9 protein-coding genes are annotated in these 13,079 nt (G+C 67.5%); 6 read left to right on the top strand and 3 right to left on the bottom strand.

Annotation, left to right across the window (positions count from 1 at the left end):
- Positions 1 to 3: 3 nt before the first annotated feature.
- Both SM757_RS06545 and SM757_RS06540 read right to left on the bottom strand, forming a co-directional pair.
- The gene (locus SM757_RS06545; RefSeq protein WP_322464845.1) at positions 4 to 531 is read right to left on the bottom strand and encodes a hypothetical protein; all 528 of its coding nucleotides are present in this window, start codon (positions 529 to 531) and stop codon (positions 4 to 6) included.
- The gene (locus SM757_RS06540; protein WP_322464844.1) at positions 528 to 863 is read right to left on the bottom strand and encodes a c-type cytochrome; all 336 of its coding nucleotides are present in this window, start codon (positions 861 to 863) and stop codon (positions 528 to 530) included. The genes SM757_RS06545 and SM757_RS06540 overlap by 4 nt, the downstream gene beginning before the upstream one ends.
- Before the next feature lie 246 nt (positions 864 to 1,109).
- On the opposite strand from SM757_RS06540, the gene SM757_RS06535 reads away from it, so the two are divergent.
- The 6 genes from SM757_RS06535 (at position 1,110) to SM757_RS06510 (ending at position 11,010) form a co-directional block, all read left to right on the top strand.
- Positions 1,110 to 2,849, top strand: a complete 1,740-nt coding sequence (locus SM757_RS06535) for a sigma-54-dependent Fis family transcriptional regulator (RefSeq protein WP_322464843.1) — start codon at positions 1,110 to 1,112, stop codon at positions 2,847 to 2,849.
- A 482-nt stretch (positions 2,850 to 3,331) separates the two neighbouring features.
- Positions 3,332 to 5,323, top strand: coding sequence for a TonB-dependent receptor plug domain-containing protein (locus SM757_RS06530; RefSeq protein ID WP_322464842.1), 1,992 nt, complete (start codon positions 3,332 to 3,334; stop codon positions 5,321 to 5,323).
- 17 nt (positions 5,324 to 5,340) lie between these two features.
- Positions 5,341 to 5,577 (top strand): hypothetical protein, encoded by a 237-nt coding sequence (locus SM757_RS06525; RefSeq protein WP_322464841.1) that lies wholly within the window; start codon positions 5,341 to 5,343, stop codon positions 5,575 to 5,577.
- Positions 5,574 to 6,113 (top strand): YfiR family protein, encoded by a 540-nt coding sequence (locus SM757_RS06520; RefSeq protein WP_322464840.1) that lies wholly within the window; start codon positions 5,574 to 5,576, stop codon positions 6,111 to 6,113. Before SM757_RS06525 ends, SM757_RS06520 begins: the two co-directional genes overlap by 4 nt.
- Positions 6,110 to 8,896: a response regulator gene (locus tag SM757_RS06515; protein WP_322464839.1), complete on the top strand. Its 2,787-nt coding sequence runs from the start codon at positions 6,110 to 6,112 to the stop codon at positions 8,894 to 8,896. The genes SM757_RS06520 and SM757_RS06515 overlap by 4 nt, the downstream gene beginning before the upstream one ends.
- On the top strand, positions 8,893 to 11,010 hold the full coding sequence (locus tag SM757_RS06510; RefSeq protein ID WP_322464838.1) for a putative bifunctional diguanylate cyclase/phosphodiesterase: 2,118 nt from the start codon (positions 8,893 to 8,895) through the stop codon (positions 11,008 to 11,010). Before SM757_RS06515 ends, SM757_RS06510 begins: the two co-directional genes overlap by 4 nt.
- Before the next feature lie 233 nt (positions 11,011 to 11,243).
- On the opposite strand, the gene SM757_RS06505 is transcribed toward SM757_RS06510, so the two are convergent.
- Positions 11,244 to 12,533: a replication initiation protein gene (locus SM757_RS06505; protein WP_322464837.1), complete on the bottom strand. Its 1,290-nt coding sequence runs from the start codon at positions 12,531 to 12,533 to the stop codon at positions 11,244 to 11,246.
- Between the last annotated feature and the right edge of the window lie 546 nt (positions 12,534 to 13,079).

The following is a 13,079-nucleotide window of genomic DNA, read 5'->3' as shown; positions in this document are numbered from 1 at the left end:
GGTTCAGATCAAGCAGGCCAGCGCGATGCACGGTGCGCCGGCCGCCGTGGCGGGCGAGGTCGGCAATGGCGCTCCCGACGCCAGGGCCAGGCCCAGCGCACGGGCGTGCGCGGCGCCGGCCAGGGTGGGGGCCAGGCGCTGGGGCTCGAAGGCCAGCAGCCGGGCACCCCGCGCGCGCAGCAACTCCAGCGCGAGGGCCGCGCCGGCGTCGTCCAGCAGTGCGACGACCAGCCGCGGCGTATTCCCGTCCAGACGCGAGGCCAGGTGCGCCAGCGTCACGGCGTCGAGCGCGGGGAGCCGCGCGGTACGTTCGCGCTGGCCACCCGAGGCCTGGGCGGCCTGCGCCACGCCGTCGAGAAAGGCAGCGTCCAGCGCGCCGCCGCCCACCAGGGGCAGTAGCCGGTCCGGCAGGTCCGTGATCGGCGCATTGACCACGTCCGTGGGCGCATCGGCGGCGCGGGCCTGCAGCGTCCAGCCCAGCGGAGCAGCCGCGGCCAGGACCTTCAGCAGCGATCGGCGGTCGGCACTCATGGGCGCGCTCCCGGGGCAGCCGGCGTGGCAGCGAGGTACTCGCCCAGTGCCTGCAGCGTCGGGTCGTCGATGTCGGAGAAGCGGAAGGCCGGCATGGCGTTGCGGCCGCTGCGGGCCAGGGCCACGTAGAAGGCCGCGGGCAGCCCCCGGCCGGTGATCACGGGGCCAATGCCGGTCTCGTGGCAGCGGGCGCAGACCTGTGCGTAGAAGCGCTGGGCGCGCGCCTGGGCTTCAGGCGTGGCAGGGGGCGAGGGCGGCTGGGCGAAGGCGCTGCCGCACAGCAGCAGCCCTGGCAGCAGCAGGCGCGCTCTGCGGAAGGGAGGTCGGTGCATCGGGAGTCTCCAGGTGCTGCACGAAGGCGACCACAGGATCCGGTGCCCCAGGCTTGTCTCCTTCGTGTCGTTGCGGGCCGGTCGTCATCGCCGGCCTCGACACTTGTTTCGCAAGCGCAATGCCAAGCAGGCCTGGAAAGCTCACACGATATGAATCAACGGCTTAGATTCGTTTTGAGAGATTGATTTTGATCAATAAGGGTTTGCTTGATCAATTTTTGATCATCACATTCTTAGCATGGCGGGATGAACCCAAAACCTTCCCGGCTGCGTCTGAGCCAGCTCCGACCCGGTTCGGCACGCACCATCGCCGACCTGGATTCGAGTGCCAGCCCGACGCTGACAGAGCTTTCGGAGACGCTGCGCTTCTCGCCCGGCGACGGGCGCATCTGGATCGAGGACCAGCGCGCGCTGCTGCTGCGCAGCGCGACCTACGGGATGCTGCGGCGTGAACTCGTTGCCAGCGTCGGCCCGGCCCAGGCGCGGTCCCTTTTCACGCGGGTGGGCTACAACGCCGGCGCTCGCGACGCCGGGCTGGTGCGGCGCAACTGGCCGGACAGCAACCCGGCCAATGCCTTCGAGGCCGGCCCGCGCATGCACGCGCTCGAAGGCATGGTGCGGCCACAATCGCTGCGCTTCGAGTTCGACATCGCGCGCGGCGAGTTCTACTCCGAGCACTTGTGGTTCGACTCGGTGGAGGACGACGAACACATTGCCGCGTTCGGCATCGGCAGCGAGAGCGCATGCTGGATGCTCGTCGGCTATGCCAGCGGCTACGCCAGCGCCTTCATGGGCAAGCGCGTGCTCTACCGGGAGGTCGAGTGCCGCTCCCTGGGCCACGAGGCCTGCCGCATCGTTGGCCGCCCGGCCGACCAATGGGACGACGCCGAGGAGGACCTGCGCTACTTCGAGCCCGTGGCCTCGGCGCAGGACGTGCGCCGGCGGCTGCAGGTGGCCACGCGCCCGGTTCTGCCCGAGGCAGTGACCCGGGCCGAGCGCGAGGGCGAGCCCATCGGCATCTCGGCGGCCATCAGCGCCGCGCGCCATCTCATCGAGCGCGTCGCGCCCACGCAGGCCACCGTGCTCTTTACCGGCGCCTCGGGCGTGGGCAAGGAGCTCTTTGCGCGCACGCTGCACCGCATCAGCCCGCGCCACGACCAGCCCTTCATCGCGCTGAACTGCGCAGCCATACCGGACTCGCTGGTCGAGGCTGAGATCTTCGGTGTCGAGCGCGGTGCCTACACCGGCGCCACCGCCTCGCGCCCCGGACGCTTCGAGCGCGCGCAGCGCGGCACGCTGTTTCTCGACGAGATCGCCTCGCTGAGCCTGGCCGCGCAGGGCAAGCTCCTGCGCGCGCTGCAGGAGCGCGTGATCGAGCGCGTGGGCGGCACACGCGAGATCACGGTGGACGTGCGGGTGGTGGCCGCCAGCAACATGGACCTGCGCCAGGAAGTGGCGGCCGGTCGCTTCCGGCAGGACCTGCTGTTCCGGCTCAACGTGTTCCCGATCACGCTGCCGCCGCTCAAGGAGCGGCGCGACGACATCCCGTTGTTGATGGAGGCCTTCCTGCGCCGCTACGGCGCTCAGCATGGGCGGCGCGTGCCCGGCTTCACACCGCAGGCCGTGCGCGCGCTGGTGCAGTACGACTTCCCGGGCAACGTGCGTGAGCTGCAGAACCTGGTGGAGCGTGCCGTCATCCTGGTGGACCCCGACGAGCCCATCGACGTGCACCATCTCTTTCGCAGCGGCGAGATGCCCGGCGTCACGCTTGCGCTCGGCGCCGGCGGGCGGCTGGTGCAAGGAGCGAAGGACACCCCGCCGGCGGATTCGAAGGCGCTTTCGGCTGCGGCACCCGGCACGCCCGCCCAGCAGTACGCGCAGGTGCTGCGCGAGACCCGCTACAACGTGGCCGAAGCTGCGCGCCGGCTGGGCTTGACCCGGCCGCAGCTCGCGTACCGGCTGCGCAAGCTCGGATTGGACAAGTAGCCAGCCGAAATTCAGATGCGCACGCATCTAAATTGACATAAATACGATTGTCCTGCGGCTGGCACTCGCTGACGTGCATCCGGGCAGGTGCATACCGGAGCAGCCTTGCGTCTCAAATTGTGGAACTCGGGGATTTGTGGTCGTGCCACCGAACCCTGCCCGCCTACGCCTGCCGGACAGGAATGTGACTCCTCTGTGAACTTGTGGCCGCTGGCTTGCTGCGCCGCATCAAGCCGCGCCGTGGGCTGTCGATAGCAGCCTGAGCGGCTCGTGTCCCGAACAAGGCATACCGCAACCGGTCGTCGCGGCGGCGTGCCATCCCCGGCTGCACGGGCTCCAGAAGGTCAAAGAATGTCCAAGAAATTTCGTCATGGGAGCCGTGCGGGCAACAAGGCTCCCCATGCGACACCACGTCCCCCCGCAGTGGGCCGACGTCCTGTGACGAACGCCAGGCCTTCGGCGTGCAGCGTCTGCAGCGCGTCATGAGCGGCCTGTCGTGTCGCCACGGGATGCACACGCGCGTCTTGGCGGTGGCGCTGGCCACGCTGGCCCTGTCCTGCGCCGGTTCGCGGGCTGCAGCGAGTACCGACTTGACGGCAGTTGGCCTGGAGGAACTGCTGGCTTTGAAGGTGGTCGGCGCTTCCAAGTACGAGCAGCGCCAATCCGATGTGGCCGCGGCGGTGAGCGTGATCACGCGCGAGGACATCCGCAGCTTCGGCTGGCGCACCCTGGACGAGGCGCTGGCCACGCTGCCGGGCGTGCACACGACCTATGACCGCCAGTACAAGTACCTGGGCACGCGGGGTTTCGGCCTGCCCGGGGACTTCAACACCCGCGTGCTCGTCACCATCAACGGCAACCGCGTCAACGATTCAACCTTTGACGCCGGGCCGATTGGCCGGCAGTTTCCGCTCGACATGGACTTGGTCGAACGCATCGAGTTCATCTCCGGCCCGGGCGGCGCCGTCTACGGCCAGAACGCGATGTTCGGTGTCGTCAACGTCGTCACGCGTACCGGCATGGACATGGACGCCGCGGAGCTCGCCTTGCGCGCACAGCACCCGCAGGGAGCGCGCGAAAGGCGCGTGAGCTTCGGCAAGCGTCTGGACGATGGGCTGGACCTGCTGGCGTCCGTGTCGGCCTTGAACGCACGCGGCCAGGACCATTTCCTCGATTTCGGCGCATCAGGGGTATCGGGCGTCGCCCATGGCATGGACGGCGAGCGTGACCGCGAGCTTTTCTTGCGCCTGTCCCGTGGCGCCTGGTCCGTCGACGTGGTCAGCGGCAATGACCACAAGGATGACCCCACGGCCGTCTACCTGGGCGTCCCGCTGGTGCCTGGGCAGTTCCAGCGCAACCGCTACACGCTGGCCCAGCTGCAGTACCAGGGCGGTCGGCCCGAGGACGCGCTGCAGTTGCATGGCCGGCTTTTCGCCGGGCAGCAAAACTACGTGGGCCACTTCAACTACGACACGACGCTCTACACCCCGTCCATCAACGACTGGCGCGGGGCCGAGTGGCAACTGATCTACAGCGGCTGGGAGACGCACCGGTTGATGCTGGGCGTGGAGATCCAGGACAACTGGCGGATCGATCAGGCCATCACCGCCCCTGCCAAGCCCGCCGACGATGTCACGATCCACAGTCCGGGCTGGCGAGCCGGTGTCTACTTGCAGGACGAATGGCGCCTGGCTGATGCGCTGCGCGCCACACTGGGCCTGCGCGTGGATCGCAACAATGCCACCGGTACCCAGGCCAGCCCGCGGCTGGGGCTGATCTGGCAGGCCTCTGCGGTGACCACGCTCAAGGCGCTGTACGGCCGGGCGCACAGGGCACCCAATGCCTTCGAGCGCGACTACAGCGATGGCGTGGCACAAGTGGGCAATCCTGCCCTCCGAGGCGAAAGCATCGACACGCTGGAGATCATGGCCGATCACCGCGTCAGCAACGATCTGCTGCTGCGCGGTTCGGCATACCAATGGCGGATGGCCGATCTCGTCATCCTGGGGCTCGATCCGGCCAGCGGGTTGGCGCAATACCAGTCGGGCAAGCGGCTCCAGGCCAAGGGACTGGAGCTCTCGGCCGACCAGGTCTGGTCCTGGGGAGGCCGGCTGCGCGGCAGTGTCTCGATGCAGGAGGTACGAGACGCCGGCGGCGCCCGGATCGTGAATTCCCCACCGCTGTTGGGCAAGCTCAACTTTTCGGCGCCCCTGCCCCTGGCCGGCCTGCGCCTGGGTTGGGAACTGCAGTTCGACGGCTCCCGGCGCACGCTCGCCGGCCATGAGACCGGCGGCTACGCGGTATCGAATCTGCACCTGAGCACGGCACGCCTGTTCCCGGGCCTGGAGCTTGGCCTGGCCATGCGCAACTTGTTCGACAAGCGCTATGAGCACCCGGCGGCCGACATCAACTGGCAAGACTCGCTGGCGCAGGACGGGCGCAGCCTGCGTGTTGAAGCGCGCTACAGGTTCTGACGAAGCCGGGGACTTCCATGCCGAACGCAAGAAAACTTCGAAGGGCCCGAGAACAGCGCCAAGCCCTGTACTGCGCTTTGCTGGCCGCGGGCCTGGCCGCCTCCGGCATGGCCGACGCGTGCACGCTCGATGCCCTGCTGCGCCTGCCCCTGGAACAACTGCTGGAACTGAAGGTCGGGCAACGCGGATGCAGTCCCGGCCAATCCACTGCAGACCTGCCAAAGCCGCAAAGCGTGCCGAGGGGCCGGCCATGAAGGCCGTTGTCCGTTGGCCTGGCCTGTGGCCGCAGCTCCTGCTGGCACTGGCTGCCGTGACTCTGGCGCTCGCGGCCCATGGCGAGGGGCTGCCCGAGTACCGGCTCAAGGCCGCCTTCCTCTACAACTTCGCCGCCTACACCGAGTGGCCGGCGGAGGCCGGCGCCACGCTCAACGTGTGCATTTACGGCGCAGACCCTTTTGGCGCCGAGGCCGACAGCCTGAACGGCAAGAAGGCCGCAGCGCGTACCCTGGTCGTGCACCGCAAGACGCAGGCCGAGGCGCTCAAGGGCTGTCAGATCGTTTTCATCGCCAACGCCGGCAGCGAGCCGGTGCGGCACGTGCTCGACGTGTTGCGCGGGTTGCCGGTGCTGACGGTGGCCGACACGCCGCGGGCCCTGCAGCACGGCGTCGCGCTCAACATGAACCTCACGCAGGAGCGCGTCACCTTCGAGGCCAACCTGCGGGCCGCGCGCGAGGCGCGACTGGAGCTCAGCTCCCGGCTGCTGCGCTTGGCCACGGGGGTACAACAGTGAGCTCGCTGGACACCGCCGTGCGCGGCAGCACGCTGGCGCAGCGGCTGCGCCGCGTCAACCGCATCACGCTGGGCGCGGCCACGGCCATCGTGGCCCTGGCCATCACCCTCAGCAGCGCCGTGCTGGGCCTGCTCTCCGTGATGGACACCAGCCGCCTGCAAGCCAAGATGCTGGCCGAGAGCGCGGCTGCAGCGCTGATGTTTCAGGACCGGAAGGCGGCTGCGGAGCTGTTGCAGCCACTGCGCAACATGCCCCAGGTGCTCGATGCGGCCGTGTACTCGGTCGGGCCAGCCGCGTTCGCGCGCTATGAGGCAGAAGAACAGGCGTCACCGGCGTTGCCGCTGACGGGCCAAGCCGAGGATCACGAGTTCGGCCTGACGCGGCTGCGGGTCGCGCAGCCGGTGCAGTTCGAAGGCCAGCACCGCGGCAGCGTGGAGCTGACGCTGACGCTGGTGCCGCTGTACCAGCAACTCCTGTGGCAGCTGGCGGCGACCCTGGGTGCCACGGCCCTTGCCCTGGCCATCAGCCGGCTGCTGCTCACGCGACTCAACGCCTCCGTGCTCGACCCCATTGCCGAGCTCGATGCCCTGACGCAGCACGTGTCGGTCCACGCCGACTACACGCTGCGCGCGCACAGCAGCGACATCGTCGAGCTCGCCTCGTTGGCGCACGGTTTCAACGCCATGCTGGATCAGATCCAGCAGCGCGACGCCAGCCTCGAGGCGCACCGCGATCACCTGGAAGAGGAAGTGAACCGGCGCACGGCGGAGCTGGTGCAGGCCAGGGATGCAGCCGAAGCGGCCAACCTCGCCAAGAGCGAATTCCTTGCCACCATGAGCCACGAGATCCGTACCCCGATGAACGGCGTGCTGGGCATGAACCAACTGCTGCTGGACACGGCGCTCGACGTGCAGCAGCGCCAATGGGCCGAGTCGGTGCAAGCGTCCGGACAGCACCTGCTGGGCGTGCTCAACGACATCCTGGACTTCTCCAAGATCGAGGCCGGCCATCTGGAGCTGGAGGATGCGGCCTTCAGCGTGGTGGAGGTTGTGGAGGAGGCGATCGCGATGTTCGCGCAGCAGGCGCAAGCCAAGGGGCTGGAGCTGGCGATGCAGGTTTTGCCGCACGACGCCCAGCCCAGCGTGCGCGGCGACCCGTTCCGCCTGCGCCAGGTGGTGGCCAACCTGGTGGGCAACGCCATCAAGTTCACCGAGTCCGGTGAAGTGCTGGTGCGCGTATTCGCGCTGGAACAGCACGAGGGCCGTGCGCCGCTGCGCATCAGCATCCACGACACCGGCATCGGCATCGCACCCGAGGCGCGCACGCGGATCTTCGAGCACTTCTCCCAGGCCGATGGATCGACGACGCGTCAGTACGGCGGCACCGGACTGGGCCTGGCCATCTGCCAGCGGCTGGTGCACCTCATGGGCGGCCGCATCGGGGTACAGAGCGTGCCCGGCGTGGGATCGACCTTCAGCGTCGAGTTGCAGCTGCCGGTGGCCGCCAACGTCACGGCGCTGCCGCTGGACGCCACCCTGCTAGAAGGCACCCGCACGCTGGTGGTGGACGACAACCAGACCAACCGCGACATCCTGTTGCACCAGCTGCAGGGCTGGCACATGGCGGTACGCTGCGTCGAGGACGGCGCACAGGCCCTGGCCTTGATGCGGGAAGCCGCGCGCACGGGCCGGCCCTTCGACCTCGCCATCCTGGACAGGCACATGCCCGGCATGGACGGGTGGGAGCTGGCGCGGACGATCCAGGCTGAACCGGCACTGGCAGGCACCCGGCTGGTGATGCTGAGCTCGACCTATGCCAACACCGACGAGCGCACGCGCGCCGGACTGTGCCGCAGCCTGAACAAGCCGATACGCCGCGCCGACCTGCATCGAGCCCTCGTCGGTGTCCTGACAGGCCTGCACGACGAGATGCCGACCGCCGCCGAAACTCCGCCGGCTCAACCCGGCACGCTGCAAGGGAAGGTGCTGCTGGTGGAGGACAACCCGGTCAACCAAGGCGTCGCCAAGGTCATGCTGGAGCGGCTCGGCCTGCACTGGACGCTGGCCCAAGACGGCGCCGAGGCCGTGAAACTGGTACGCGGCACGGACTTCAATCTGGTGCTGATGGACTGCCAGATGCCGGTCATGGACGGGTATCAGGCCACAGCGGCCATCCGGCAGTTGCGCGCAGACCGCAGTTCGGCACTGCCCATCATCGCCGTGACGGCCAATGCGCTGCGCGGCGACGAACAGGCCTGCCTGGACGCCGGCATGAACGGCTTTCTGGCCAAGCCCTACACCCTTGCACAGCTGCATGCGGCTCTGGCGGCTTGGTTGCCGCCCGGTCCATCCATCGCAGCGGGCCCTATGAACCCGGCGGGCCTGTGGCCGGCGCAGCCAGCACCGGCGCCGCCCCGCCCGTTGTCGAGCATCAACTCCAAGACCATCGCCATGCTGCGTGACATGGACGAGCACGGCAGCATGGGGTTGCTGTCGCAACTGCTGGCCTCATTCGAGGCCGGCACGCAAGACAGCCGGCAGCGCCTGGGCGCGGCGCTCCAAGTAGGCAACGCCAAGGCACTGCGGCAACTCGCGCACGCCATGAAATCCGCCGCGGCGAACTTGGGTGCCGATGCGCTGGCGGCCTGCTACCGCGAGATCGAGCAGCACGCTCGTGAGGAGCGAATCGAGAGCTTGCGCCCGCTGCTGGAATCGGCCCACACCGAACAGCAGCGGGCGCTGTCCGCGCTCCATGCCATCGTTGCGGAGGAAGGCGCGACATGAGCAATTCCAGAAAGTCCATCCTGGTCGCCGATGACGATGCCGGCGCGCGCCTGGTGATGCAGGCAGCGCTGCGCAAAGCAGGCTACGAGGTGAGGCTGGCCACCGGCGGCCGCGAGGCCCTGCTGCTCTTTGGCACCAGCCCCTGCGACATGGTCATGCTCGACGTCGACATGCCGGACCTCGACGGCTACGCGGTATGTGCTGAGCTGCGGGCCCGCGCAGGAGAGCTGTTGCCCATCGTCATGGTCACCGGCATGGACGACGTGGCCTCGGTGGAGGCGGCGTACGAATGCGGCGCCACCGACTTCATCGTCAAGCCGGTCAACTGGGCACTGATCGGCCATCGCGTGCGCTACCTGTTCCGCAGCCACCAGGCCATGCTGGACGTCCATGCCGCCCAGGCACGCCACGCCGCACTGCTCAACGCCATTCCCGACCTGCTGTTCGAACTCGACCTGGACGGCCGCTATCTCGACTACCGGGTGCCGCGCCCGGAACTGCTGGCCCAGCCCGCCGAGACGCTGCTGGGCCGCACGGTGAGCGAGGTGCTCCCGCCGGCAGCAGCCACGGCCTGCATGGCGGCCTTGCACACGGCCCACGAAAAGGACGCTTCGAGCGGCACACAGTTCGAACTGGAGTTGCCGGTCGGGAACACGTGGTTCGAGCTGTCCGTGGCACGCAAGACCGTTCCCGCTGGCGAGCGCCCGCGGTTCATCGTCCTGTCGCGCGACATCACGGAGCGCAAAGTGGCCGAGTCCCGTATCGCCCGGCTCGCCTACTTCGACGTCCTCACGGGGTTGCCGAACCGGAGCTCATTTCTGGAGTGCTTGGAACACGCGGTCCGTCGCGCCAGGGCACACGGACGCCAGCTTGCCGTGCTGTTCATGGACTTGGACGGGTTCAAGAACATCAACGACACCCTGGGCCATGACGTCGGCGACCAGGTACTGGTGGCGACCGCACAGCGGCTGCGAGACAGCGTGCGCGCTCGCGACCTTGTGTCGCGCCTGCAGCCCGCCAAGACCGAGCCCATGCCGGACATCACGCTGGCACGCCTGGGCGGGGACGAGTTCACCGCGGTGGCTTGTGACATCAGCCATGCCCAGGAAGCCATCGCCATCGCGCAGCGCATTGTCCATTCCCTGCGGGCGCCCTTGGTGCTGGATGGCCGCGAGCTCAACCTGACCACCAGCATCGGTATAGCCTGTTATCCCAGCGATGGCCACGATGCGGCCACGCTGCTCAAGCATGCCGACACGGCCATGTACCAAGCCAAGCGTGCGGGCCGCAACGGCGTCAGCGTCTACAGCGCCGGCCTTACCGACCAGCTGTTGCGGCACATGGAGCTCGAGGTCAGCCTGCGCGCCGCGCTGCCACGCCAGGAGTTCCACCTCGTCTACCAGCCGCAGGTCGAAGCTGCCACTGGACGGATCTGCTCGGTCGAAGCACTGCTGCGCTGGCACCATCCGACGCGTGGCCTTGTGCCGCCGACGGAGTTCATCCCGCTGGCCGAGGAAAGTGATCTGATCGACCACATCGGTCAGTGGGTGCTGCGCACGGCCTGCGTGCAGGCGGCCATTTGGAGCCGCGACGGCCGGCCCGTGCGGGTGACGGTCAACCTGTCGCCGCGTCAGTTCCGCCAGCCCGGACTGGCGCGGATGATCCTGGCCGTGCTCGACCAGACAGGCTTGGCGCCGCAGCTGCTGGAGGTGGAAATCACGGAAGGGGCCGTCATGGAGAGCACCGAGGCGGCACGACAGACGCTGCAGGAGTTGCAGCAGCACGGTGTGGGCATCGCGCTGGACGACTTTGGTACGGGCTATTCCTCGCTGGCCTATCTCACCCGCATGCCTATCCACAACCTCAAGATCGACCGCTGCTTCGTCAACGGACTGATGGACGGCGGCGAGAACGAGGCCATCGTGCGCGCGGTGCTGGCCATGGCACACAGCCTTGGCTTGCGCGTGACGGCCGAAGGTGTGGAAACCCTGGATCAGGCCCGTACCCTTGCAGCGCTGGCTTGCGACCTGCTGCAGGGCTACTACTTCAGCCGCCCGGTAGCCGCTGCGCACGTGCCCTCGCTGCTGGATCGCCATTGGGCGCTGGACGGCTGACTGACCCGGCCCTTCCAACGCGTATTGCGCTACGGCCGCTCGTGCGGATACCAACGCATGCAGTTCAGCATGTCAGTTTCGTTGGGCGCCGCGCAGCGGACATCCAGCAACGCGTCGGCGCCCTGCCCGCTCCAGCGCGGGGACGCCTTGTTCGCAAGCGGTCGCCCTGCGGCGTCCTTCACCGCGGCGTTGCCACGGTTGGGCCGGTGTTCCTTGCAGTACCAGCCGTCGTGTTAGGGCGTTTCCCGCGCGACGGCATAGAAGCGCAGCAGCCAGGAGCGCACCGCGGGTGCCTGCCACTGCCCGGCGTCCAGCCGCGAGCGCAGCAGCGGCGTGAGCTGCACGCCACGGGCCACCAAATCCTCGCGCAGGCGCTGCAGCCACCTGAACTGCTCCTCGCGCGCGAGCGCGGCAAAGGACTGCTCCGCCTCGGCCAGCTTTTCCTGCTCAAGCGTCGCCGCGGGCGGCGCCACCGGCGCGGCACCGTGGGCGGCAGCCAGCACCGTCAAAGCCGGCATGGGGGCGCGCGCCGATGAAAGCGGCTGTTTTTCGGCCACGCCGCCCAGAATCCACTTCAGGTGCGCCAGCCGGTTGACGATGGGCGTCCTGGCCGACGCGAGGTGCTGCGCCAGGGTGTCCAGGGCACGCGCCACGGCCTCGCCGCCATAGCGCTCGGCCAGGGCATCGAAGTCATGCTCACGAATTTCCAGCGCAAGCGCCCTGCCCTGCACCGTCGCGTCCACCGGCTGCGTGGACTGCAACGCGGTGGCGAGCTGGTCCTTGCGCCGTACAAGAAACTGCACCTCGCCCGTGAACTTGCCGTTCTTGCGGTGCTCGATGAGCTCGACCTCGATCTCGGACAGCTCGTTGATGCCGCGTACGGCAGGCGCCACGAATTCGTTCTTGAATTTGCGCCACTCGCGCAGCTTGGACTGGTCGGTACCGCGCAGCACGGGCAACCACCAGGTCCAGTCCTGGCGCATGGTCCGGCCGACAGCCTGGTAGCGGGCGCAGATCTCGTACAGGGCCACGGTGCAGTAAGTGCCCAGCCGCGCGACGGTTTCAAGGTTGATCTGCGCCCAACGGTCGGGGTCGAGCATCTGGCGCTTGATCGCCGGCGGGTACCACCAGCGCACCCAGTTCTCGCGGCCCACCTTGTAAAAATCCGCCTGGGACAGCAGCGTGAACACCTGCTCGCGCTCCGCCTCGCCGGGCATGACGTCGCCGGGCGAGAGCTGGCGCCACTCGATGATGGTGGTCATCATCTCCTTGAGATAGCGCTTGGCAGACGCCGTCGCGGAACTGTCCGTGCCGGACTGTTGGAGGATGGCATGCAGCGGCGCCGCGTAGCCCTCCTCCCGCGTGTCGCCTGCAGACTGCGCCAAGCGGCCCATCACGTTGTAGACCTTGCGCGCGGTGACGGTGAGCGACCGGTTCACCGGCACGATGGCCAGCGCCGACACCGGCTTGTTGAAAGTGGCGCCCGCTTCTCGTGACGGCGTTGGCGGGTTGCGGCTGGGCATGGCGCATCAGTATATGTCCACGCTTCGTTGGACAACGAACGCGCTTCATCACGGCCCCCGCTGCATAGCTTGGACTGAAAACCCCGGACATCCATACGGTGCCCAACGGGCCTTTGCACTGAAAACGGCGGACAGTGAACTGCCGTGGAAGACCTTTCCAAACTGAAAAAGCCGGACACAGCAGCTTCAGCCCAGGCACCAATTTCTCTAAAGAGAGTTATCCACAGGCTTTGCACGCTGCCGCCTTGATGGATGGAAATAGACGGACAGGCTGACTGAATCGACCGGACGTGTGACGAGAAAAGGACGGACGCCCTGCCTGAAAAAGCAGGACAGGCGTCAAACATAAGTCATTGATTTTATTCAATAAAAACCACTTATGCACAGCCGTAAAAGTATTAAAGAAATTAAAGATTTCTTGAAGCAATGCCGTGATGAGTCATGGGTTTCAAGACCCGGATGTCCGTCGTTTTGCACCATCTAGACGCAGAAATTCAGCGATGCTGCGATTTCTGCATCTGAGTCTAGAATTCCGCAGCATGCGCT

The sequence above is a fragment of the Azohydromonas lata genome (assembly GCF_034427735.1).
Classification (GTDB): domain Bacteria; phylum Pseudomonadota; class Gammaproteobacteria; order Burkholderiales; family Burkholderiaceae_C; genus Azohydromonas; species Azohydromonas lata.
Note: the sequence above shows the minus strand (reverse complement) of the source record. Positions and strands in the feature narration are given on the sequence as shown.

Excerpts from the sequence above, each read along its gene's own strand:
- SM757_RS06545 (WP_322464845.1), bottom strand. The coding sequence starts at position 531 with ATGAGTGCCGACCGCCGATCGCTGCTGAAGGTCCTGGCCGCGGCTGCT.
- SM757_RS06540 (WP_322464844.1), bottom strand. The coding sequence starts at position 863 with ATGCACCGACCTCCCTTCCGCAGAGCGCGCCTGCTGCTGCCAGGGCTG.
- SM757_RS06535 (WP_322464843.1), top strand. The coding sequence starts at position 1,110 with ATGAACCCAAAACCTTCCCGGCTGCGTCTGAGCCAGCTCCGACCCGGT.
- SM757_RS06530 (WP_322464842.1), top strand. The coding sequence starts at position 3,332 with ATGAGCGGCCTGTCGTGTCGCCACGGGATGCACACGCGCGTCTTGGCG.
- SM757_RS06525 (WP_322464841.1), top strand. The coding sequence starts at position 5,341 with ATGCCGAACGCAAGAAAACTTCGAAGGGCCCGAGAACAGCGCCAAGCC.
- SM757_RS06520 (WP_322464840.1), top strand. The coding sequence starts at position 5,574 with ATGAAGGCCGTTGTCCGTTGGCCTGGCCTGTGGCCGCAGCTCCTGCTG.
- SM757_RS06510 (WP_322464838.1), top strand. The coding sequence starts at position 8,893 with ATGAGCAATTCCAGAAAGTCCATCCTGGTCGCCGATGACGATGCCGGC.
- SM757_RS06505 (WP_322464837.1), bottom strand. The coding sequence starts at position 12,533 with ATGCCCAGCCGCAACCCGCCAACGCCGTCACGAGAAGCGGGCGCCACT.